The sequence below is a fragment of the Embleya sp. NBC_00896 genome (assembly GCF_045207785.1).
GTDB lineage: Bacteria > Actinomycetota > Actinomycetes > Streptomycetales > Streptomycetaceae > Embleya.
Genome location: NZ_CP108777.1, coordinates 2,225,887 through 2,250,687 on the forward strand (window position 1 = coordinate 2,225,887; position 24,801 = coordinate 2,250,687).

Here is a 24,801-nt window from a genome sequence, read left to right on the forward strand (position 1 = left end):
AGACCGTTCGCCGCTCTCCGGAGCCGGCGCCGAAGGGGCCACGCCTTGACGAGTGCGAACCCGGCCGCCGAACGCCGCCAAGAACTGATCCGGCGGCTGATGGCCGAAGCGGGCATGCAACCGGACACCCCCGCCGACGGCATCCGGCCACGCGACCGGACCGGGCCCGCGCCGCTCTCCGCGGTGCAGCACAGCCTCTGGCTGCACCAGCAGGCTTACCCCGAGAGCACGTCGTACAACGGCTGTCTGCTCATCCGGATCCGCGGTCCCCTCGACGTCGGCGCGCTGCGCGTGGCCACGCGCGAACTCGTGCGCGCACACGAAGTCCTGCGCACCACCTACCACGCCGACCCGGCCGGCGTTCCGTATCAGGTGATCGCCGAGGCACCCGAAGACCTGCTTCCGGTACGGGACTTCACGCACATTCCCGTGGAGTCCCGGGATGTCGAGGCCGACCGCGTCGCGCTGCGTCTCGCGTCGCGCCCCTTCGACCTCGCGCGCGAGCGATCCGTGCGGTACGAACTCCTCGTCCTCGGGCCCGCGGACCACGCACTCGTCCAGGTCGTGCACCACATCGCGTGGGACGGCGGTACGTGGGGCGTGCTCTCGCGCGACCTCGCGGCGTTCTACCGGCGCGCGAGCGGGCCGGACGGCGCGTTCACCGCGACCGCGCCCCGCGTGCAGTACGCCGACATCGCCGCCTGGGCGCAGGCGCGGCCCCTCGACGAGGCCGGCACGAAGTACTGGCGCGAACGACTGACCCCGCCCCCGATACCACCCGAACTGCCGGCCGACGGCCCCAGGAGCCCGGCTCCCGACGAACGCGGCGGCCGCGTCGTGCGCCGATTCGCCCCGGAACTTCCGGTCCGGATCCGGGCGTTCGCCGCGGAATCCGGGAGCACGGCGTTCACCCTCGTGCTCACCGCGTTCGCGGCCGTACTCCAGCGCTACACCGGGGCCGGCGACCTGCCGATCGGCACGCTCGTGATGGACCGGGCCGACCCGCAGACCGCCGAACTGGTCGGCAACTTCGGCAACACCGTCGTGTTGCGGGCCGACCTCGCGGACGAGGCACGGCAGTTGACGTTCCGCCAGGCCAGTGCGCGACTGGGCGCCATGTGCGCCGACGCCTTCGAGCACCAGGACATCCCCTTCGACCGGGTTCTGGACGAGGTCCGCCCGGCGCGTCGCCCCGGTCGACCACCGCTGTTCGACGTGATGTTCGGACTGCTCACCCGGGAGCTCGGCGAACTCGACCTGCCCGGCCTGGAGACCTCGTGGCGCCACGTACACAACGGCACCACCCAGTTCGACCTCGCCCTGGAGGGCTTCCTCCGGGACGAGGACCTGCTCGTGGAGGCGACGTACCGCGCGCCGCTGTTCGCGCCCGACACCGTCGAGCGAATACTCGCCCACCTCGAAACGCTGCTGACCGCCGCGCTGTCCGAACCCGACGCGCCACTGGCGCTGCTCGACCTGACCGCGACCGCGGAAACACCCGAGCCACCCGACGACGACGCCGAGGACTTCCCCGAGGGCGGCGTCGCCGCGCTGGTGGACGCGACGATCCGGGCGCGACCGCAGGCCGTCGCCGTGCGCGCCGGCGACACCACCTGGACCTACGCCGACCTGGACGCGCGCGCGGACCGGATCGCCGCCGGCATCACCGATGCCCTGCGCCACACCGGCACCGAACCGGTCGTCGCCCTGGCCCTGCCGCGCACGGCCGACCTGATCGCGACCCTGCTCGCCACCCTGCGCGTGGGCGCCGCCTACCTGCCGCTGGACCGCACCCACCCGCACGAGCGGGTCGCCGCGATGCTCGCCGACGCGGCACCCGACCTGGTCGTGTGCGACGCCTCCTACACCCCACCCACCGACACCGCGCGCGTGCTCCGGATCGACGACCTCCTCGCCCTGCCCGCCGACGTCCCGACGCCCGGCCGGGACCACCCGCCGATCCACCCGCAGACGCCCGCCTACGTCGTCTTCACCTCGGGCTCCACCGGCCGCCCCAAGGCCGTCGTCGGCACCCAACGCGCCCTGACCAACCGGCTGCGCTGGGGCCGGGGCGCCCTGTCGTCCGCGCCGGGCCCGACCGTCCGGGTGGCCAAGAGCGCGCTCGCCTTCATCGACGGCAGCACCGAACTCCTGGGCGCCCTCGTCGCCGGCGACACCGTCGTGCTGGCCGACGACGCCACCGCCCGCGACGTGTTGCGCCTGACCGAGCTCGCGGACCGGCACGGCGCCGGCGTGCTCACCGTCGTGCCCAGCCTGCTGGAGACCCTCCTCGACACCGCGCCGCCCGGTGCCCTCGACAGCGTGCACACCTGGATCTGCTCCGGCGAGGCGCTGCCGACCGCCCTGGCCGACGCCGTCACCGCCCGCTGGCCCAACGCCGGCGTGGTCAACCTGTACGGCTGTTCCGAGGCCGCCGGCGACAGCCTCGCGCACTTCCACCGGCCGCCCGCCGCCGCGGCGTCCCCGACGGTGCCGATCGGCCGGCCGATCGCACGCACCCGGGCCCACGTGCTGGACGCGGCGCTGCGTCCGGTGCCCCTCGGGGTGCCGGGCGAGCTCTACCTGGCCGGTGACGGCCTCGCCCGCGGTTACCTCGGCCGCCCCGCCGCGACGGCCGAGCGATTCACGGCCGACCCCTACGGGCCGCCCGGCGGCCGGCTGTACCGCACCGGCGACCTGGTCCGTCGGCGATCCGACGGCCGACTGGAGTTCCTGGGCCGCGCGGACCACCAGATCAAGATCCGCGGCGTGCGGATCGAACCCGGCGAGATCGAGAGCCGACTCCTGCGACACGACGGCATCGCCCGCGCCCTCGTGGTGCCGATCCGGTCCGGTGCGGCCCTGTGCGCCTACCTCGTGCCCACCAAGGGCACTTCGATCGACGTCGACGCGGTGCGGGCCGATCTCGCGCGCACGCTGCCCGGACCGTTCGTGCCCGACGCCTATGTCGTCCTGGACGCGTTCCCGCTCAACCCCAACGGCAAGCTCGACCGGGCCGCGCTGCCCGCCCCGCAGGGGAGGACCGCGCCGGCGCGACCGCCGGCCGACGAGCGCGAGCGCGCCCTGTGCGCGATCTTCGCCGAGTTCCTCGACCGGGCGCCGGGCGAGGTCGGCCCGGACGACGACTTCTTCGCGCTCGGCGGGCACTCGCTGCTCGCGGCGCGCCTCGCGAACCGGCTCCGCAGTGCCTTCGCGGTCGAACTGGCCGTGCCCGACGTCTTCCAGGCGCCCACACCCGCCGCGCTGGCCCGGATCCTGGACACGGCCGAGCCGGTGCGGCCGCGCGTGCGCGAGATCGCCGTACCACGGCCGGCACCCGCGTCGTTCGCGCAGGTCGGTCTGTGGTTCGAGGAACAGGTGCGCGGGCCGTCCGCGGCCTACAACCTGCCGCTGGGGGTGCGACTGCGCGGCCGGCTCGATCCGGAGGCGCTCCGGGCGGCGCTGCGCGACGTGGTCGGGCGGCACGAGAGCCTGCGCACCCTCTTGTCGCCCGGCGCCGACGGCACACCCGTGCGCGACGTGCTCACCCCCGCCGCCGCGCGCTCCCGGCTGGACTGCGCCGTCGTGGCGGCCCACACCTGGTCGGCCGAGCGGGTCGCCGCCGAAGTTGCCGCCCTGGTGGCGCGGCCCTTCGACATAGACGCCGATCTGCCCTTCCGGGCCGCGCTGTTCGTCGGCTCCCCCGACGACGCGAGCGTCCTGGTGCTGGTGCTGCACCACAGCGCGGCCGACCGCTGGTCGTTCGGGCCGCTGCTGGCCGACCTGTCCCTCGCCTACGCCGCGCGCACGGCCGGGCCGAACCCGCCACCGCGTCCCGAGCCGGTCACCGGCCACGGCGCGTACGCGGCCTGGCAGCGCGCGATCCTGGGTGAGCGGGAAGCGCCCACCGACCTGACGACACGTCAACTCGACTACTGGGAAAACGCCTTGCGCGACGCGCCGGACGAACTGGCGCTTCCCGCCGACCGCTCCCGTCCCGCGGAGCGCACCCATCGCGGCGCGACCGTCGAACACACCTTGCCGGCCGACCTCACCGATGCCCTGCGCGATGTCGCGCGGGCGGCCGGGGCAAGTGTGTTCACCACGTTGCACGCGGCCGTCGTCGCCGTGCTGCACCACCTCGGCGCGGGCGAGGACGTGCTCCTGGGCGCGCCCGTCGCGGGCCGCACCGACGAGGATCTCGACGGCGTGGTGGGCTTCTTCGTCAACACCGTCGTGCTGCGCACCCACGTCGGCGGCGACCCGACCTTCATCGAGCTTCTCGAGCGCACCAGGAGCGGCGACCTGGCCGCCTTCGCGCACGCCGACGTGCCCTTCGACTGGGTGGTGGACCGGCTGCGGCCCACCCGCACGCTCTCGCGGCACCCGCTGATCCAGGCCACCGTCACCCATCACCGCGCCGAGGAGGTCGAGGTCGCGCTTCCCGGGCTGCGCGCCGAACCCTTCGCGCCGAGCACGGGCGCGGCGATGTTCGACCTCGACCTGCGGTTCGTGGAATCCGCGACCGACGGCATCCGGGTCCAAGCGGGCTACGCGTGCGACCTGTTCGAGCACGCCACCGTCGTCGCGCTCCTGGACCGACTGCACCGATTGCTCCAACGTGTGCTCGCCGACCCGCACGCGCGCCTGGGCAGCCTGGACCTGCTCACCGACGCCGAACACCACCTGCTGGTGCACGAGGTCAACGCGACCGCGCACGAGGTGCCCACCACGACCGTGGTGGAACGCTTCACCACGCAAGCCCGGCGCACCCCGGACGCGCCCGCCCTGATCGACGCCGGCGGCACGGTCACCACGTACGCGCAGTTGGCCGCCCGCGTCGAGGCGACGGCCCGACGGCTGATCGGCGAGGGTGCCGAGCCCGGTGCCCTGGTGGCCGTCGCGCTGCCGCGTTCGGTCGACCTGGTGGTCGCACTCCTCGCGGTACTCGCGAGCGGCGCGGCCTACGTACCCCTCGACCCCGAAGACCCGCCCGCGCGCCTTGCGGAGACGATCGCCGACGCACGGCCCACGCTCGTGCTCACCGACGCCGCGCGCGCGGACCGGCCCTGGGGCCGGCGGGTCAGCGTGATCGCCGATTCGACCGAAGCCGCCGGCACGGGCGACCGCCCGGCACCGCCGCAGGCCGCGCACCCCGCGTACGCGCTCTACACCTCCGGCTCGACCGGCCGACCCAAGGGCGTGCTCGTCTCGCACGGCGCGTTGGCCCACCAACTCGCCTGGGTCCAGGGCGAGTACGTGCTCACCCCGGCCGACCGCGTCCTGCACAAGGCGCCGATCGGGTTCGACGTGTCGCTGTGGGAGCTGTTCTGGCCGCTGTGCCACGGCGCCGCCGTCGTGCTGGCCGACCCCGACGGACACCGCGATCCCGCCCACCTCGCCGAACTGATCGACACCCGTGCGGTCACCGTGGCGCACTTCGTCCCGCCGGTACTGGACGCGGTACTCGACGTCGTCGAAGCGGCGGCCGACGGCGCACGCGACGCGCGGGCAACGCCGTTGGGGGAGCGGCCGTTGCGCCTTCTCCTGTGCGGCGGCGAGGCGCTGTCGCCGGCCACCGCCGGCCGCAGCGCCCGGGTGCTCGGGCTGATGCCGCACAACACGTACGGCCCCACCGAGGCCACCATCACCGCGACCGCGTGGAACCCCGCAGGCGACATCGTCGGGGACGTCGTGCCGATCGGACGACCCGTGTGGAACACCGGCGCCTTCGTGCTCGACGCCCGGCTGCGGCCCACCCCGATCGGACTGCCGGGCGAGCTGTACCTGACCGGTGCCCAACTCGCCGACGGATACCTGCACCGCCCCGGACAGACCGCCGAACGTTTCCTGGCGAACCCGTACGGCCCGCCCGGCGCCCGGATGTATCGCACCGGAGACCTGGTACGCCGGCGTGCCGACGGCGCACTGGTCTATCTCGGCCGGACCGACCATCAGGTCAAACTGCGCGGCGTGCGGGTTGAACTCGGCGAGATCGAGGCGCACTTGACCCGTCGGACGGACCTGACGGCGGCCGTGGTCAGCGCCCGACCCGGGCCGACCGGCGCGCCGCTGCTGGTCGCCCACGTGGTGGCCGCGGCCTCGGCCGCCGTGGACCCGCAGGTGTTGCGCGGCGAGTTGGCCGATTGCCTGCCCGAACACCTGGTGCCGGCCGCGATCGTGGTCCTGCCCGCGCTGCCGCTGATGCCCAACGGCAAACTCGACCGGGCGGCGCTGCCCGATCCGGCCGTCGCGGAGTCGACCCCGGACACCGCGCCGAGCGATCCCGTGCACGCCGAACTCGCCCGGATCTTCGCCGAGGTGCTGCGGGTGGACCGAGTCGGCGTGCGGGACGGCTTCTTCGCGCTGGGCGGGGACAGCATCGGGGCCACGCTCGTGGCGACCAAGGCCCGGTCCGCCGGGCTGAGGTTCACCGTCAAGGACGTCTTCCGGCATCAGACCGTGAGCGCGCTCGCCCGAGTCGCCTGGCGGGACGACGCGCGGCCGGCGGCCCCCGCACCGGTCGTGTTCGCCGATCCGCCGCTGTCGCACGTGTTCCGGGACGGCGGGACGGGGCCGAACGGCCATCACGTCTGCGCCGTGCGTCCGGTCGGGGCCGGGCGGTCGCATCTCTTGGCGCCGGCCGTCGCCGAACTCACCCGTCGACACCCCGGATTGCGGTTGCGGATCGAGACGGTCGGCAAGCGGCTGTGGCGCACCACGTCGACCGCCGACGCGAACCCGAGGGTGACCGTCGTCGAGGGCGAGCCGGACGGCGCGGCCGAGGGACTCGGTCGAGCCCTCGCCGCGTCGGACGTGACCTTGGACGTAATCGGGGGACCGACGCTGTCGGTGACCCTGACGCCGGGGCGCCTGTTCGTGGTCGCGCACGCGCTCGTTCTGGACGCGGCGGCGGTCGAACGGGTCGCGGACGAACTGACCGTCGCCCTGGCCGACGGTCGGCCGGGGGCACCGGCTCCGGTGCCGGTCGCGGCCTCGGTCGCGGCCCCGGTCGACGCCGCGCCGCCCGACGCCGCGCCGCCCGACGCCGAGCGGGTCGATGCGGACGTGGCGACCTGGGCGGAGGAATTGCGCGACGCATTGCCGGCGCCGGCCGTACGGGGCACGGGTTCGGGCCGGTCACTGTTCCTGTCGACCGTCCTGACGGGTTCTGGCTCCGGCTCCGGTCCCGCTCCCGGTTCCGACCCCGGCCCCGACCCCGGCCCCGGTTTCGGTACCGGCTCCGGCCCCGGCTCGGTCGAGGTCGCTCGGGCCGCCGCGTGCGAGGCGTTCCTGATCGCCCTGCGCGCGCGCACCCCCGACCTCGAAACCCTGTTGATCGACCGGGTCGTGGACCCGCACCGGCACGGATCGCCCCAATCGGCGGCCCCGGTCGGCTCGTTCGCCTTCGCCTACCCGCTCGCCTTCGCTCGAGGGGGGCCGGTGCGGGACGTGCCCGCCGCCGACATTCGGGGTGCCGGCTACGTCCGGGTGCGCTACGCGAGCCGAACCGGTGCCCGGGTCCTGGGCCGGGTCGCCCGCGCGGAGATCGTCCTGCGCGACGCGCCGGCCCACGGCTGGGCCGACGACGTGCCCTCCGCGGTCAGCGCGCGCTGGCCCCTGGACGCGGCGGTCGCCGTGGCGGTGGGCGACGACGGCACGCGGTGCCGGCTCACCCTGCACGCCGGGCCGACCGTCGACGCGGACGACGCCCGCCGACTGCTCGCGCTCTGGGCCGCGGAGACGGCCGCGCGCATCCCGGGCACTTCGACGACCACCAGCACCGAGACGACCACACCGAACACGGACACGGGGCGGAAGACGTGAGCGACCTCAACCCTTCGAACGACCGGCCGGCCCACACCCCGGCGGTGCTGTGGCGTCGCGAGGCGTTCGAGAGCGCGCCGCCGACGGTGCGCGCGATGGTCGCCCCGCGCGAACTCGCGCCCGACGCCGCGCACGTCCGCGCGATGGCGGTCCTCGCCCGCCATCAAGGCTTGCGCGCCGACGGCCGCACGGCGTGGTGCGGCACCTTCACGATCGGCACGGACGCCAGGCGCTCGACCGCCCGGGTGGCGCGCGTGGACGGGACACCCGCGACCGCGTGGGTGGATCGGGGCCCGGCCCTGCCGGGGCTGCTGGTCGTCGCACTGCCCGGAGCCTTCGTCGACGGGACGTCGTGGCGGATCCTCGCCGACGAACTGCGCTCGGGCCTGCGCGGCGCACCCGTGGGACCCGAGCCCGCGGCGACCGCGGAGTACGCCGCCGCCGTCGCCCTCGACGCCACCGACCCGGAACTGCTCGACCGCGCGACCCGATGGTTCACCCTGATGGACCGGGTGGACGAACTGGAATCGCCCCTGCCGTGGATCGGGAGCGAACCCGGGGTCGCGGACACGCCCCCCACCAGCGTGGCGGCCACGCTCGAACTGCCGCTCGAAGCGGGCCCGTTGACCTTGCGGACGCCGCTGCGCGAGATCGTCGTTTCGACGGCGGCGAAGGTACTGGGCCCCTTGGCGCCCGGGCCGCTGTTCGTGGACGTCGCCGAGGACGACCGCGACCGGCACGGCGATCGCTTCGCGCACACCGTCGGCGACCTGCGGCGGGTCTTCCCCGCCCTGCTGGAACCCGGCCCGCCGATCACCGACGCGCTGCCCGAAGAGCCGCGTGTCGCAGCGGACTTCGGCATGGCGCTCTACCTCGCCGAGCAGACCGCGGGCGCCCTCGCGGACGCGCCCGAGCCGGGCGTGCTCCTCGCCTACGGCCACACCGACCTCGGCGACGAACCGCTGCTCGCCCACGACCGCGACAGCGACAGGCACGCTGCCTCGCGCTATCCGCTGCGCTTGGACCTGTGGGTGGACCACTCGCCCGCCGGGGCCGGGCGACGCGTCGCGCTGCGGGTCGTCGCCGACCCGAAGGCGCTGCCCGAACTCGACGTCGCGGCGTTGGTCCAGGCGTGGCGGGCGGCACTGGAACCCGCCCTGCTCGACGCGGCCCCGGCCGGGCGCGAGGACGGCGCGTCCGCCGATGAGGCTGCCCGTGACGCCGCACTCGACGCCGCGATCGGGGGCCTGGGAGTGGCCGAGGTGCTGCCGCTGTCGCCGTTGCAGGAGGGCCTGCTCTTCCACCTCATGCTCGGCGGCGTGGCCGGCGACATCTACGTACAGCAGGCCGTCCTGTTCCTGGACGGCCCGGTGGACACCGATCGCCTCGCGGTCGCGGCCCGCCGGGTTCTGGAGAAGTATTCGAATTTGCGCGCGGGCTTCGTGAGCACCCAGGACGGACCGGTCCAGGTGGTGCCCGAGCGGTTCACCGTGCCGTTCGCCTACGCCGATCTCACCGACCCGGGTGCCGACGTCGACGCCGCCTTCGAGGCGTTCGCCGACCGCCAGCGCGAGATCCCGTTCGACCCGGCCCGCCCCCCGCTGATCCGCTTCGCGCTGGCCCGCACCTCCGACACCGGTCACCGACTCGTGCTCACGTCACAGGTGGCCCTGTTGGACGGCTGGTCCGGCGGCCTCGCGCTGACCTCGCTCCTGGAGTTCTACACCGACGCCGAGGCCGAGAGCTCCCGGACCATCACACCCTTCCGGGCCTTCCTGCGCTGGTTGGACACCCGCGATCACGACGCCGCCCGCGACGCCTGGTACGCCTACCTGGGCGACGTCGCCGAACCCACGCTCCTGGCCGGTCCGCGCCCGCCGGGCGAGGACGCCACCCCGGCCTCGGCCGGGGAGATCCACCGCGAGGTGCCCGCCCGACTCGCCGCCCGCCTCGCGGCCCGCGCCCGCGAGGCCGGGGTCACCGTCGGCACGCTCTACGAAAGCGCCTGGGGGCTGCTCCTGGGCCGGCTCACCGGACGCGACGACACCGTGTTCGGTGCGCTCGTGTCGGGGCGGCACCCGGACGTCGAGGGCATCGACACGACCGTCGGGGTGCTGTTCAACACCGTCCCGGTGCGCGTGCGCGTCGCGCCGCACGAGCCGATCGCGGACCTGTGGCGGCGCACGCAGGACGACAAGACGGATCTGCACGACCATCCGTACCTGGGCCTGAGCGAACTCCAGGCGATGGTGGGGGCGGGCCCGCTCTTCGACACGTTCTTCGTGTTCCAGAACCTCCCGCTGCCGGACAAGAGCCGCGAGTTCGGCCCCGAGGGAGGACTGCGCGTCCTGGGCCACGCGGTACGCGACGCCACGCACTACCCGGTGTCCGTGGTGATCACCCCCGGCGAGGTGACCCGACTGCGGGCGATGTACCACGACGACGCCTTCGACCGCGCCGAGGTCGAGGTGCTGACGGAACGCTATCTGCGAGTCCTCGAAGCCTTCGCGAGCGACCCCACCCGCGCGTGCGCCCGGATCGACGTACTCGGACAGGCCGAACGCCGCCGCGTGGTCGACACCTGGAACGCGACCGCGCACCCCGTACCGGAACTGACGGTGGCGGACCTGTTGGAGGAGCGTGCGGGGCTGGTTCCGGATGTGGTGGCGGTGGTGCAGGATCCGGATGGTGTGTTGCCGTTGGTGTGGTCATATCGGGAGTTGAACGAGCGGTCGAATCGGATCGCGCGGTTGTTGCGGGCGCGGGGTGCGGGTCCGGAGCGGGTGGTGGGTCTGGCGTTGCCGCGGACCGCCGACATGGTCGCGGCGTTGTTCGCGGTGCTCAAGACCGGCGCGGCCTACCTGCCCATCGAACGCGACGTGCCCGCCGAGCGTACCGCGTGGATGCTCGCTGACACCGCACCCGTCTGCGTCCTCACCGCCGGACCCGGCCCGGACACTCCCGCCGCCGTCGACCTCGATGACCCCTTGGTTGTCGCGGAGTTGGCGGGGTTGTCGGGGGCGGATCTGTCGGATGTGGAGCGTCCGGATTTCGTGCGTGGGGACGGGTCGCGGTTGGAGCATCCGGCGTATGTGATCTATACGTCGGGTTCGACGGGGCGGCCCAAGGGTGTGGTGACTCCGTATCGGGGTTTGACGAATATGCAGGTCAATCATCGTCGGGAGATCTTCGATCCGGTGGTGGCGGCGGTGGGTCGGCGGTTGCGGGTGGCGCATACGGTGTCGTTCGCGTTCGACATGTCGTGGGAGGAGCTTCTGTGGTTGGTCGAGGGGCACGAAGTGCACGTGTGCGACGAGGAGTTGCGGCGTGACGCGCACGCGCTGACGCGGTATGTGGACCGGCATCGGATCGACGTCGTCAACGTCACCCCCACCTACGCCCAACACCTCCTGGAGGAAGGACTCCTGGAGTCCGACCCGAGCGGCGGACGGCACCGACCCGCCCTCGTGCTGCTCGGCGGCGAGGCCGTCTCCGACGGAGTCTGGGCAGCGCTGCGGGACACCGAGGGCGTCCTCGGCTACAACCTGTACGGGCCGACCGAGTACACGATCAACACGCTCGGCGCCGGCACCGAGGACAGCGCGACCCCGGCGATCGGGCGGCCGATCCTCAACACCGCCACGCACATCCTCGACGCCAACCTGCAACCGGTACCGGTAGGCGTACCCGGCGAGTTGTACGTCACGGGGATCGGCCTCGCCCGCGGCTACCTCAACGGCCCGGGGCAGACGGCCGCGCGGTTCGTGGCGAACCCGTTCGGGCCGCCCGGGAGCCGGCTCTACCGCACCGGCGACCTCGCCCGGCGCCGCCCCGACGGCATCATCGACTACCTCGGCCGCACCGACGACCAGATCAAGATCCGCGGCCACCGGATCGAACCGGCCGAGATCCAGAGCGTGTTGGACGCGCATCAGCACGTGGCCCGAACGGCGATCGTGCCCACCACCGGCCCGGACGGCGCGGTACAGCTGACCGCGTACGTCGTACCCGAGACAGCCGGTTCGACCGATGCCGACACCAGCACCGGCGCCAACGCCGAGCACATCGCCCAATGGCGGCAGATCTACGCCGACGAGTACACCGCCATCGACACGGCGGTGTTCACCGAGGACTTCGCCGGATGGGACAGCAGCTACGACGGCGCGCCGATCCCGCTCGCGCACATGCGCGAATGGCGCGCCGAGACCATCCGACGCATCACCGAACTGCACCCTTCGCGGATCCTGGAGATCGGGGTCGGCACGGGGTTGCTGCTGGGCGAACTGGCGCCCCAGAGCGAGAGCTACTGGGCCACCGACTTCGCCGACCCGGTTGTCGAGAAGCTGCGCGCGGACCTGGCCCGCGACCCCGAACTCGCCGCGAAGGTCGAGCTGCGAACGACCCCGGCGCACGAACTCGACGAGCTGCCCGAGGCGTTCTTCGACACGGTGGTGATCAACTCGGTCGTCCAGTACTTCCCGAGCGTCGACTACCTCACCGACGTGCTGCGCCGAGCACTGGACCTGGTCCGGCCCGGGGGAGCGGTATTCGTCGGCGACGTGCGCAACCTGCGGCTCGCCCGAACCTTCCACAGCGCGATCCGACTCGGGCAGGCGACACCGGACACCGACGACGCGACGGTACGCGCCGCGATCGAGCGTGCCGTGCTGCTGGAGAAGGAACTGCTGGTCGACCCGGACTACTTCGCCGCCCTGCCCGATCTGCTGCCCGATCTCGCGGGGGTCGACGTGCGGCTCAAACGCGGACACCTGCACAACGAACTGACCCGACACCGCTACGACGCGGTACTGCGCCGGGCCGGTGGCGGCCCGAACGCGGCGCTCGCCGACGTGCCGAGCCTCCTGTGGACCGGGTCCGAAGGCACCGACGGGCTCGTGCGCCGGCTGACGGCGGACCGGCCGGACGCGCTGCGCCTGCGGGCCGTGCCCAACGCCCGACTCGCGGGCGAACTCGCCGCGGAACGCGTACTGGCGAACGGCGGCACGAGCGCCGAGGCGCGAACCGCCCGGGCCGAGGCCGAGCAGGCCGTCGAGGCGGCGGTCGAGCCCGAGGCGCTGTACGCGCTGGGCGCGGAACTCGGCTACACCGTGGTCGCGACCTGGTCGGGCGCCGGACCCGGCGCCTTCGACGCGGTGTTCGTGGCCGGCGAACAAGCCGGGGGCGGTGTGCTCGGTACGTACGTGCCGACCGGTGCCGGCCGGCCCGACCTGTCCGGCTACGCCAACCACCCGGCCGCCGGCCGCGAGGCGGGCACCCTCGTGCCCCGGCTGCGCACCTACCTGCGCGAGCGGCTGCCCGAGTACATGGTGCCCGCCGGAATCGTCCTGCTCGACCGGCTCCCGCTCACCGTCAACGGCAAGCTCGACCGACGCGCGCTGCCCGCCCCCGACGCCACCGCCGGTCGCGCGCCCACGCGGGCACCCGCCGGCGCCGCCGAGCACGCGCTGTGCGCCCTGTTCGCCGAGGTGCTCGGGGTCGCCGACATCGGCGCCGAGGACAACTTCTTCGACCTCGGTGGCCACTCGCTGCTCGCGGCCCGGCTGGCCGCCAAGGCCCGAGGCACGCTCGGCGTCGAGATCGCCATCCGGGACGTCTTCGCCGCCCCGACCACCGCCGCGTTGGCGGCGCTGCTCGCGGAACGCGCCGGGTCGGACGCGGCCGGGGCCGAGCCGCTGCGCCCCGCCGTCACGCGGCGGGAACGTCCCGACCGGGTGCCGCTGTCGTTCGCCCAGCGGCGGCTGTGGTTGCTCGGCCAGTTCGAGACGGCGAGCGCGGCCTACCACGAACCGATCGCGGTCCGGCTGCGCGGAACCCTGGACCGGCAGGCGCTGCGCGCGGCCGTACAGGACGTGACGAACCGTCACGAGACGTTGCGCACGTTGTGTGTCGCGCAGGAGGAGACCGCGGGAAGCGGCGTCACCGAGGTGTTCCAACGCATCCTGGCCCCGGAAGACGCGCGGGCCGACGTCGAGTTCGTCGACACGGACACCCTCGGTGACATCGCGTCCGAACCCGCGCTGGTCGCGCTGGTCGCCGAGGCCACGCGCCGTCCCTTCGATCTGGGCACGGAACTGCCGCTTCGGACCACGGTGTTCCGGATTCGCCCGGACGAGCACGTGTTGCTCGCGGTGTTCCACCACATCGCCATCGACGAGTGGTCCATCCGGCCGTTCGCGCAAGATCTCGCCGCGGCCTACACCGCACGCTCCGCCGGGCACGCGCCCGCATGGGAGCCGCTGCCGCTCCAGTACGCCGACTACACACTCTGGCAACGCGACCTGCTCGGCGAGCCGGCCGATCCCGCCGGTCGCTACGCCCGCCAACTCGCCTACTGGCGAACGGCCCTGGCCGCACTTCCGCAGGAGCTGGAGCTCCCCACCGACCGACCGCGCCCCACGGTGGCCGGCTACCGGGGCGGCACCGTCGAACGACTGATCCCCGCCGAAGTCGCGGAGCGCGTCCGCGCCGTGGCATCGGCCGCCGGGGCCAGCGCGTTCATGCTGTACCAGGCAGCGGTGGCGACCCTGCTGCACCGTCTCGGCGCGGGGACGGACATACCCCTCGGCAGCCCGGTGGCCGGGCGGGACGACGAGGCACTGGGCGACCTGATCGGATTCTTCGTCAACACCGTGGTGATCCGTGCGGACGTGACGGGAAACCCGACCTTCGCACAACTGCTGGCGCGGGTTCGCGATACCGATCTGGACGCGTTCGCCCACCAGGACCTGCCGTTCGAGCGACTCGTGGAGGAACTCAACCCGGCCCGCTCACTCGGCCGCAACCCGCTGTTCCAGGTGATGGTCGGATACCAGAACCAGGGAGTGGGCGAGGTTCGCTTCGGCGATATCGAACCGGTCGGCGAGCGATTCACCCCGCCGACCGCCAAGTTCGACCTCGACTTCGTCTTCCGCGAGACCGACCTCGCCGCCGTGCCCGAGGGTGCGGTCGAGCTGGGCATCGAATACGCGGCGGACCTCTTCGACCACACCACCGTCGAGGACTTCGCCGAGCGGCTGCTGCGGTTGCTCGCCTCGATCACGGACGATCCGAACCGCCGGGTGGGCGACTACGAACTGCTGTCGGCGGCGGAGCGCGAGCGCATCGTAGGCGAGTGGAACGCGACCGCGCATTCGGTTCCGGAACTGACGGTGGCGGACCTGTTGGAGGAGCGTGCGGGGCTGGTTCCGGATGTGGTGGCGGTGGTGCAGGATCCGGATGGTGTGTTGCCGTTGGTGTGGTCGTATCGGGAGTTGAACGAGCGGTCGAATCGGATCGCGCGGTTGTTGCGGGCGCGGGGTGCGGGTCCGGAGCGGGTGGTGGGTCTGGCGTTGCCGCGGTCCGCCGACATGGTGGCGGCGTTGTTCGCGGTGCTCAAGACCGGCGCGGCCTACCTGCCCCTGGAGCGCGATCTGCCGCGCGAGCGGATCGCCTGGATGGTCGGCGAGGCCCGACCGGTATGTGTGCTGACCGCCGGCGACATCGTGGGAGAGCACACCGTCGACCTCGATGACCCCTTGGTTCGCGCGGAGTTGGCGGGGTTGTCGGGGGCGGATCTGTCGGATGTGGAGCGTCCGGATTTCGTGCGTGGGGACGGGTCGCGGTTGGAGCATCCGGCGTATGTGATCTATACGTCGGGTTCGACGGGGCGGCCCAAGGGTGTGGTGACTCCGTATCGGGGTTTGACGAATATGCAGGTCAATCATCGTCGGGAGATCTTCGATCCGGTGGTGGCGGCGGTGGGTCGGCGGTTGCGGGTGGCGCATACGGTGTCGTTCGCGTTCGACATGTCGTGGGAGGAGCTTCTGTGGTTGGTCGAGGGGCACGAAGTGCACGTGTGCAACGAGGAGTTGCGGCGTGACGCGCACGCGCTGACGCGGTACGTGGACCGGCACCGGATCGACGTCGTCAACGTCACCCCCACCTACGCCCAACACCTCCTCGATCTGGGCCTGCTCGACGGTGACCCGGCGCGGGGCCGGCATCGACCGTGCCTGGTGCTGCTCGGCGGCGAGGCGGTGTCGGACGCGGTGTGGAACCGGTTGCGCGACACCGACGCGGTGCTGGGCTACAACCTGTACGGGCCGACCGAGTACACGATCAACACGCTCGGCGCCGGCACCGAGGACAGCGCGACCCCGGCGATCGGGTGGCCGATCCTCAACACCGCCACGCACATCCTCGACGCCAACCTGCAACCGGTACCGGTAGGCGTACCCGGCGAGTTGTACGTCACGGGCATCGGCCTCGCCCGCGGCTACCTGGACAGCCCCGGTCCCACCGCCGCGCGGTTCGTGGCGAACCCGTTCGGGCCGCCCGGCAGTCGGCTCTACCGCACCGGCGACCTCGCCCGGCGCCGCCCCGACGGCATCATCGACTACCTCGGCCGCACCGACGACCAGATCAAGATCCGCGGCCACCGGATCGAACCCGCCGAGATCCAAAGCGTGTTGGACGCGCATCCCGACGTGCTGCGGTCCGCGGTCGTGCCGAGCGCGGACGGGACCCGGTTGACCGCCTACGTGGTCGGCGGAGCCGATCCGCACGCGCTGCGCACGTGGTCGGCCTCGCGGCTGCCCGACTACATGGTCCCGAGCGCGTTCGTGCCGCTGGACGTCCTGCCGCTGACCGTCAACGGAAAACTGGATCGGGCTGCCCTGCCCGAACCGGACTTCGCGGCCGCGGTCACCGCCCGAGGGCCTCGGGACACGGTCGAGGCCGTGTTGTGCCGGGTCTTCGCCGACACCCTGGATCTTCCCCGGGTGGGGATCGACGACAACTTCTTCACCCTCGGCGGGCATTCGCTGCTTGCCGTTCGACTTGTCGGCGCGATCCGCGCCGCCGACATCGTGCCCGACCCCGACACGGTCACCGTGGCGCTGGTGCTGACCGCGCCGACGGTCGCCGACCTGGCGGATCGGCTACGCGGGAGCACCGACACGGACGACCTGACCGCACCCCTGCTCGCGCTGCGTTCCGACGGTGAACTCCCGCCGCTGTTCTGTGTGCACGCGGGATTCGGGTTCGCCTGGCCGTACACGACGCTGCTCTCGCACGTGGCGGCCGATCGTCCGGTATACGGACTCCAGGCCGCGATGTTGTCGGGTGCCGCCGCGCCGACCCGCTTCGAGGACGTGGTCGCGGAGCACCTGCGCAACATTCGCACGCTCCAACCGCAGGGCCCGTACCACCTCCTCGGCTGGTCCTTCGGCGGCGAACTCGCCTACGCGCTGGCCACCGAGTTGCAACGCGCGGGCGACCGGGTGGATCTGCTGGTGCTCGTCGACGCCGAGCCGCCCGTGCCCCGAACGCCTGCCGACGGAACGGGTCCTGGCGACGGGTTCGACGAGGAGGCCGCGCGGGCGCATCTGTCGCGGGCGACCCCGGCCGAGGTGGACCTGTCCACCGCGCTGGGCGAGGAGGTCGTGGCGGCCCTGCTGAGGACTCGGGTCGCGCACGAACACCTCTCGCCCGCCGACACCTACGAGGCATTCCGCGGCGACGTGCTGTGCGTCGCGGCGCGCGAGAACGTCCGGCGGACCGGCCGGGAAGCCTGGGCGGCCCATGTTTTCGGCGTGGTCGACGAGTACGTCGTCGACCACGCGCACGACGATCTGCTGACCTCGGCCGCGGTGGACCAGTGGGGCCCGCACGTACGCCGACGGTCGGACGCGACACACCGAGAGAGGCACTGAACATCATGCGAAGAATCGCAGCGCCGGCCTTCGTCCGCCGCAACGCCGCCCGTCACACCGGCCCCGGTCGCATAGCCGCGACCGGGATCGCGGTGGCACTCGTGTTCGGTCTCGCGGCCTGCGGCGACGATGACGACGAGAAGAACTCGTCCGCCGGCCCGTCCGTTCCGGGCGCTCCGGTCGCGGGCTCCCCCGGGACGGGCGGCGCAGCCGCGCCGACCTACCCGATCACGATCACGCACAAGCTGGGCACCACCACGATCAAGCAGGCGCCGAAGCGCATCGTTGCGCTGGGCGAGGGCGATCAGGACGCCGCGCTCGCGCTGGCGACCAAGCTCGCCGGCATGGTCGAGACGACCCCGCCGGACGGGGTGGCTCCGTGGGCCAAGGCCAAGTTGGGCGGTGACAAGCCGCAGATCATCACGATGGGCGAGAACGGCGCCCCGCTGGAGAAGGTGCTCGCGCTCAAGCCCGACCTGATCCTGGCGAACACCGACTACTGGGTCGAGCAGGAGTACGACAAGCTCAGCAAGATCGCGCCGACCACGGCGTTCGAGACCGGCCCCTCGCAGGACAGCTGGCAGCAGGTGACCCGGCAGGTCGGCAAGGCACTGGGCAAGTCCACCGAGGCCGAGAAGCTGGTGGCCGACCTGGAGGCCAAGGTCGGCGGCGTCGCCAAGCAGTATCCGGCGATCGCCGGCAAGTCCTTCGCGCTCACCAACGCGCAGAACGCGGGCACGGTCGCGGTGCTCAAGGACAGGTCCGACACCTCGGTGAAACTGCTCGCCGGGTTCGGGATGACCTTCCCGGACACCCTCGCCAACCTGCCCGGGGCCGGATTCGCGGCCGAACTGAGCATGGAACGGCTGGACGTGCTCGAAGTGGGTGTGCTGCTCGGCAACTACAACGGGGACGACGCGCTGAAGAAGGCGATCGAGGGCAACCCGCAGTTCGCGAAACTGAACGTGGTCAAGCGTGGTTCGTATGTCCCGCTGGACTCCAACGACTTCTGGGCGCTGAGGGCGCCCACCCCGCTGGCGGTGGAGTACGTGATCGACAAGATCATGCCGCGCGTCGACGTGGCCGCGAAGGCCGCGAAGGGCTGATCGCCGGCGCTCGCCGCAACGCTTGAAGGCCCCCGACTCCCGCCCGATCGGCGGGAGTCGGGGGCCTCGTCGTCGGGCCCGGGCCGCTCGACCGGCGTCAGAGTGCGGCGACCGTGGTGCCGGCGATCTGCCCCGGCATGCCGGGGACCGGCTCGGCCGGGTCACTGCCGAGCGCCACGATCCGGTTGTCCGCGTCGACGTGCACCACGCGTGGTCGGTGCTCGGCCAGTTCGGCCTCGTTCAGGAGCGCGAACGCCATCACGATGACCAGGTCTCCCGGATGGATCAGCCGCGCGGCGGCCCCGTTGGCGCCGATCACCCCGCTGCCCCGAGGGCCGGGGATCGCGTACGTGGTCAGGCGCGCCCCGGTGTCGATGTCGACCACCTGGACCACCTCGCCCTCGGTGATGCCGGCCGCGTCGAGCAGGTCCTCGTCGACCGTCAGCGATCCGACGTAGTGCAGGTCGGCCTGGGTCACCCGGGCCCGATGGATCTTGCCACTCAGCAACGTGCGCAGCACCGGTGCTCTCCGCTCACTTCTCGGTGGCGGCCACGAGGGAGCGTGGTCGCATGTCGGTCCAGTGGGTCTCGATGTGTTCCAGGCACCGCGCCCGCGAGGCGGGCCCGTGCTCGGTGCGCCAACCGGCGGGCACGTCCAGGAACGCGGGCCACAGCGAGTACTGGCCCTCGTCGTTGAGCAGGGCCAGGAACGTGCCGGAGTCGTCGTCGAACGGGTTCGTCACGGCGGGTCAGCCTTTCGCGGTCGTGGTGTTCGTCGGCGGCGTGCCGCCGGGGGAGCCGGCGGCGGGTTCGTGGTCGGCGAGGGCCGGGGCGGCCGGTACCGGGGCCGCGTCCGCGGTCGGTGGGGAGATCGGGTCCGCGGTCGGTTTCGAGGTCGGGTCCGATGTTGATTCCGCGGTCGGTTCCGCAGTCGGTTCCGAGGTCGGTCCGGCGGCGCGCAGTGCGGGCAGCGTTGTGGCGACCGCGATGACCGCGGCGACACACGCCACGCCGCCCGCCACGAGGGTGGCGCCGGGACCGATCAGGCGTGCGACGCCGCCGGACAGCGCGTTGCCGGTGGCCGGGCCCGCGGTGGCCTGGGCCAGCCACAGGCTGCCCACGCGGCCCTGGAGCCGGTCGGGCGTGTACTGCTGGAGGAGGGCGCGGCGCAGGATCTCGGAGATCGTGTCGGCGCCGCCCGCGACGGCCAGGACGAGCAGGCCGAGCCACAGGTGCCGGGTCAGCCCGAACGCGGCGATCGCCGCGCCCCACAGGGCGGCCACCACGATCAGAGCCACCCCGGGCCGTCGCACCCGCCCGATCCAGCCGCTCGCCAGCGCGCCCAGGAAGGCGCCCACGGCGGGGGCGGTGTAGAGCAGGCCGACCGCGGTGGGACCGCCGTCGAACACCTCGTGGCCCATCTCGGGGAACAGCGCGTACGGCATCGCCAGCACGACGGCCGCCAGGTCGACGAGCATGAGCCCGCGGATGACCCGGTTCGCGCGTACGTGCCGCAGGCCGTCCAGGATGGCCCGTACCGGGTGCTGCGCGGCCGTGTGATCGGCGTCGTCGTCCTCGTCGGGCGCGGCACGCAGCGGCGGCAGCCGCCACAGCAGGGCCGCGCCCACCACGAATCCGGCCGCGTCGACCAGGTAGCACACCGCGACTCCCGGACCGGCGGCGATCAGGCCCGCCAGGCTGGGGCCCACCATCGCGCCGAACTGGGTGGTCAGGGTGAGCAACGCCCCGGCGGCGGCCAGGTGTTCGCGCCCGGCGAGAGCGGGCGTCACGGCCATCAGCGCGGGGGCGCCCAGGCCACCGGCAACGCCCGCCGCGACGGCCGCGAGGTACACGAACCACAGTTGCGGCTCGGGCACGAGCGCGTTGCCGGCCAAGGCGAGCACCACGACGGCGGAGCCGGCGCGGGTGGAGAGGATCAGCCGGCGCCGGTCGGTGCGGTCGGCCAGGACGCCGCCGGCCAGCAGGCCCACACACAGGCTGACACCGATCACGAGGTTGACCAACCCCACGTGCAGCGAGGAGTCGCCCAGGTCGTAGACCTGGATGCTCGCGGCGACCGAGGTCAACGCGGTCCCGAGCATGGACAGCGCGGTCGCGGTGAACAGCAGCCGGAACTCGCGGCTCGCGCGCAGCGGTGTGACGTCTACCGCGATGTCCCCCAAGCGCACCGATCAACCCTGCCGGGAGGAGGGGACCAGGCCGAGTGCCGACGTTGCCGTTGCCGTCGCCGCCGCCACCGTCCCGGTCCCGGGATCGCTCTCGGCGGTGGGGTCCGTGCCCGAGTGGTCCTGGATCGAGGCGAGGATCTCGCCGGCGCGGACCGCGATGTTGGACAGCAGCGTGGAGCCGATGCCGTGGGTGTGCTCGGTGCCGCCCTGGAGGTAGATCCCGGCGCTGAGCGGGGGTTCGGTGAGCACGCGGTAGTCGCGGCCGAGGCGGGGGCGTCCGTACTCGTCGCGCGCGCAGGCGTCGGCGGTGTCGCCGAAGAGCGCGAGGCCGTCGCCGGGACGGTATCCCGTCGCGTATACGACGACGTCGGCGCGCAGGGTCTCGATCTTGCCGGTGGGCAGGAACTCGACGTCCACGTGGGCTGCTTCGGGGTCGTCGCGCAGTTCCACGACCCGGGTCGCGTGGCGAATATGCAGACGCTGTCGGCCCTGGACCCGCTCCTCGTACACGCGCCGGTACAGCTCCGCGATCAGATCGCCGTCCACGACCGAGTAGTTCGTGTTGCGGTGATACTCCGTCAGTCGCCTCTTGACGTGCTCGGGCGCCTCGAAGTAGTGGTCGACGGCCTCGGGATCGAAGATCCGGTTGGCGAACGGACTGTCGTCGGCGGGGGAATAGCCGTAACGGCCGAAGACCGCGTGCACGTCCGCGTCGGGGAAGCGTCGGTAGAGGTAGTCGGCGGTCTCGGCGGCGCTCTGTCCGGCGCCGACGACCACCGCGGTGCGCACGCTCGCCGGGTCGGTGCCGGCGACGTTGGGCACGAGTCGGGAGTTGTGCCATACCCGGGCGGAGAGATCGACTCCGTCGGGCAGGTGCGGTGTCAGGCCCGGGGCGAGCACCACGTTGCGGGCGCGGTGTACGACGGGGTCGCCCGCCACGACGACGTCGAACGCGGTGATCCGACCGTCCGTGAGAACAGGCTCGATCGCCAGGACTTCGGCGCCGTAGCGGACCTGGTCGGCGACGCGCGCGGCGGCCCATTCGAGGTAGCCGTGGAACTCCGCCCTGAGCGGGAAGAACACCTTGTGGTTCACGAAATCGACGAGCCGGCCGATCGAGTGCAGATAGGCGACGAAGCTGAAGCTGCTGGTCGGATTGCGCATCGTGGCCAGGTCCTTGAGGAACGAGACCTGCATCGTCGCGCCGTCGACGAGCATGCCCCGGTGCCAGCCGAACGTCGGCTGTTTCTCCAGGAACAGGGCGTCCACCCGGCGGTCCGAGCCGGCGAGCGCGTTGTGTTCCTCGATCGCGACGGCGAGCGCCAGGTTCGAAGGCCCGAATCCGACCCCGATGAGGTCGTGGATGGGTATTCCGTCGTGCCGAGAGGAGGTCAACGCGCGTGTCCCTTCTGGTTGGTGGCCTCGAAGGGCACACTGAGCACTATGGCCTTTCAGTAGGGGAGGCTAACCTAACTTCGATCGATGTGAACAGGGTTGGAGATTAATAGGTTAGCCTGCCCTAACCTGTCAGTGGGCCGAATCGCGGAGGCTGCCGTGTCCGACTACGTCGAACGTGAACTCCCTTTGTCCGAGGATCCCTTGGACCTTGCCGCAGCATTGGCCGAGGCCTCGTCGAGCATCGTGGGCGGTCGTGCGCACGTGGTCTACGAGCGGAACGACGAGTGGTGCGTGGGTCTGGGCGCGCTCGTCGAGATCATGGTGACCAAGCGCGAGGTCCGCTGTCGCGGCGGCGGCGACGAGAGCGTCCGGTCGTGGATCGGGTCGCCCCTGCCGGTGGTCGACGAATTCCTGCGCCAAGCCCCGGTGTCGGGGTGGCGCGCCTACGGGTGGGCCGGGTTCGAATTCGCCTACCTCCAGGCGGGGATGCCGGAACTGGTCGGTGAAGAACCGTTGTTGCACCTGTTCGTGCCCCGCGTCGAGATACGCATGAGCACGGGCCTGGCGCGCGTCCGGGCCGTCGACGCCGAGGAACTCGCGTTTGTCGTCGCGCTGTTGACCGAGCATCGACCGGCGCCGCGCAAGGATCCGGTGGCCTTCGACGTCGCGGCCACCGGCGCGGACGAGTATCGCTCGGCGGTCGGCTCGGCGGTGGACGAGATCCGCGCGCGGGTCCTGCGGAAGGTCATCCTGTCCCGGACGGTCGAGGTGCCGACACCGGTGGACATGGTCGGCACCTACCTCGCCGGCCGGCGGGGCAACACGCCCACCCGCTCGTTCCTGCTCGACCTGGGCGGCGTGTGCGCGGCGGGCTTCAGCCCCGAGATCGTGGTGTCCGTGGACGCCGATCGCAACGTCGGCACCCAACCACTCGCCGGCACCCGCGCACTCGGCGGCGGGGCCGCGGCGGACCTGCGCCGGCGCGAGGACCTGCTCAGCGACGCGAAGGAGATCTACGAGCACGCCATCTCGGTCAAGGTCGCCTACGACGAACTGGTGCCGTTGTGCGACCCGGGCACGGTGATGGTCACCGACTACATGTCGGTCAAGCCACGCGGCAGCGTGCAGCACCTGGCGTCCTCGCTCGTGGGTCGGCTCGCGCCCGGCGTCGGGTCGTGGGACGCGTTCGCGGCGCTGTTCCCGGCGGTCACCGCGTCGGGTGTGCCCAAGCCGGCGGCGTACCGCGCCATTCGGCGGCACGAGGCCACGCCGCGCGGGCTCTACAGCGGCGCGGTGTTGACCATGGACCACGACGGAGCGCTGGACGCGGCGCTGGTGCTGCGCACGCTGTTCCGGCGCGACGGCAGGACGTGGCTGCAAGCCGGGGCCGGCATCGTGGAACAGTCCGAGCCCGGACGCGAGTTCGAGGAGACCTGCGAGAAGCTGCGCTCGGTGGCCACGTATCTGGTGCCGGCGCACTGACCGATGCGCGCCCTTCGCGCCGCCGGGGATCTCGCGCGGCGCGAAGGGGGCTCGCACCCAGGGCCTGTCTTCAATCCCGCGTCGGGCTCCGCGGCGTCCGGTGCCGTGCATCGGCGTGCCGGGGAAGCGCTCGCATAGTGGTTCTATTCGGGCGGTTCACCGGGGCGGCGAGGTGCGGTACCGGGCGTCGCGGTGCTCGGCGTGGGATTGAAGACAGGCCCTAGCGACGGCCGCCGACCGGGATCACCAGAGGCGTGCCCGCGATGGGACACTCGATCACCGCCGCGCGCAGGTCGAATACCTCCCGTACCAGTTCCGGCGTGACCACCTCGGCGGGTGACCCGGCCGCGACCACCCGACCGTCGCGCATCGCGATCAGGTGATCGGCGTACCGGCACGCGTGGTTGAGCTCGTGGATGACCATCACCACGGTCCGGCCCTCGGCTCGCCCCAGCTCCGCCACCAGCTCCAACACGTCGACCTGATAGGCCAGATCGAGGTAGGTGGTCGGCTCGTCGAGCAGCAACACCGGGGTGTCCTGAGCCAGCGCCATCGCGATCCACACCCGTTGGCGCTGCCCGCCGGAGAGTTCGTCGATGCCTCGTCCGGCCAGCGCCTCCACGCCGGTGGCCGCCAGCGCGGCGTCCACCACGGCGTCGTCGGACGAGGACCACTGCCGCCACCACCGCTGGTAGGGAGTACGACCACGCGCGACCAGATCGCGCACGGTGATCCCCTCGGGAGCGGTCGGGGACTGCGGCAGCAGCGCGAGCCGTTGCGCGAAGTCCCGCCCGGACAGGCCGGCAACGCTCTCGCCGTCGAGCAGGACGGCGCCCTGCCGCGGTTTCAACAACCGGGCGAGCGCGCGCAGCGCGGTCGACTTCCCGCACGCGTTGGGCCCGACCAGGGCGGTCACCCGGCCGGCGGGGATGTCGAGATCCAGATCCCTGGCGACCACTCGCTCGCCATAGCCGAGGGTGATCTTCTCGGCGGTCATCCCGGGAGCGGGCTTCGGGGCCACGGCGGGTGCGTTCGGCAGGGTCGACACGGACCCGGCCTCCGTCGCCCGGAGCCCTGTCGCTCCGT

General features: G+C 72.6%; 9 protein-coding genes. 4 read left to right on the plus strand and 5 right to left on the minus strand.

Annotation, left to right across the window (positions count from 1 at the left end; translation table 11 throughout):
* The first annotated feature begins 45 nt into the window (after window positions 1-45).
* From OG928_RS43335 to OG928_RS43345, 3 genes are read left to right on the plus strand one after another with little or no spacing between them, the layout of a single operon-like run.
* On the plus strand, window positions 46-7,827 hold the full coding sequence (locus tag OG928_RS43335; RefSeq protein WP_331767529.1) for an amino acid adenylation domain-containing protein: 7,782 nt from the start codon (window positions 46-48) through the stop codon (window positions 7,825-7,827).
* A complete protein-coding gene (locus OG928_RS43340; protein ID WP_331767530.1) occupies window positions 7,824-17,540 on the plus strand; it encodes an amino acid adenylation domain-containing protein in 9,717 nt (3,238 codons plus the stop codon). Before OG928_RS43335 ends, OG928_RS43340 begins: the two co-directional genes overlap by 4 nt.
* A gap of 5 nt (window positions 17,541-17,545) precedes the next feature.
* Complete coding sequence (locus OG928_RS43345) at window positions 17,546-18,646, plus strand: ABC transporter substrate-binding protein (protein WP_331767531.1); 1,101 nt, start codon at window positions 17,546-17,548, stop codon at window positions 18,644-18,646.
* Between the two features lie 97 nt (window positions 18,647-18,743).
* Here the strand turns inward: OG928_RS43345 and panD are convergent, their stop codons facing one another.
* Genes panD through OG928_RS43365 form a run of 4 tightly spaced genes read right to left on the minus strand, consistent with a single transcriptional unit; the run spans window position 18,744 to window position 22,230 of the window.
* On the minus strand, window positions 18,744-19,166 hold the full coding sequence (gene panD, locus OG928_RS43350; RefSeq protein WP_331767532.1) for an aspartate 1-decarboxylase: 423 nt from the start codon (window positions 19,164-19,166) through the stop codon (window positions 18,744-18,746).
* 13 nt (window positions 19,167-19,179) lie between these two features.
* On the minus strand, window positions 19,180-19,389 hold the full coding sequence (locus OG928_RS43355; protein ID WP_331767533.1) for an MbtH family protein: 210 nt from the start codon (window positions 19,387-19,389) through the stop codon (window positions 19,180-19,182).
* A gap of 6 nt (window positions 19,390-19,395) precedes the next feature.
* Complete coding sequence (gene entS / locus OG928_RS43360; RefSeq protein ID WP_331767534.1) at window positions 19,396-20,835, minus strand: enterobactin transporter EntS; 1,440 nt, start codon at window positions 20,833-20,835, stop codon at window positions 19,396-19,398.
* Between the two features lie 3 nt (window positions 20,836-20,838).
* A complete protein-coding gene (locus tag OG928_RS43365; protein ID WP_331767535.1) occupies window positions 20,839-22,230 on the minus strand; it encodes a lysine N(6)-hydroxylase/L-ornithine N(5)-oxygenase family protein in 1,392 nt (463 codons plus the stop codon).
* Window positions 22,231-22,389: 159 nt separating this feature from the next.
* Between OG928_RS43365 and OG928_RS43370 the strand changes: the two genes are divergently transcribed.
* Window positions 22,390-23,715 (plus strand): salicylate synthase, encoded by a 1,326-nt coding sequence (locus OG928_RS43370; RefSeq protein ID WP_331767536.1) that lies wholly within the window; start codon window positions 22,390-22,392, stop codon window positions 23,713-23,715.
* 220 nt (window positions 23,716-23,935) lie between these two features.
* Here the strand turns inward: OG928_RS43370 and OG928_RS43375 are convergent, their stop codons facing one another.
* Window positions 23,936-24,712 carry an ABC transporter ATP-binding protein gene (locus OG928_RS43375; RefSeq protein ID WP_331768313.1) on the minus strand — a complete coding sequence of 259 codons (777 nt, stop codon included), beginning with the start codon at window positions 24,710-24,712 and terminating at the stop codon, window positions 23,936-23,938.
* Window positions 24,713-24,801 lie beyond the last annotated feature (89 nt).

What these genes read in the sequence shown, in the direction of transcription:
- OG928_RS43345 (WP_331767531.1), top strand. Translation starts at nt 17,546, where the DNA reads ATGCGAAGAATCGCAGCGCCGGCCTTCGTCCGCCGCAACGCCGCCCGT.
- OG928_RS43375 (WP_331768313.1), bottom strand. Translation starts at nt 24,712, where the DNA reads ATGACCGCCGAGAAGATCACCCTCGGCTATGGCGAGCGAGTGGTCGCC.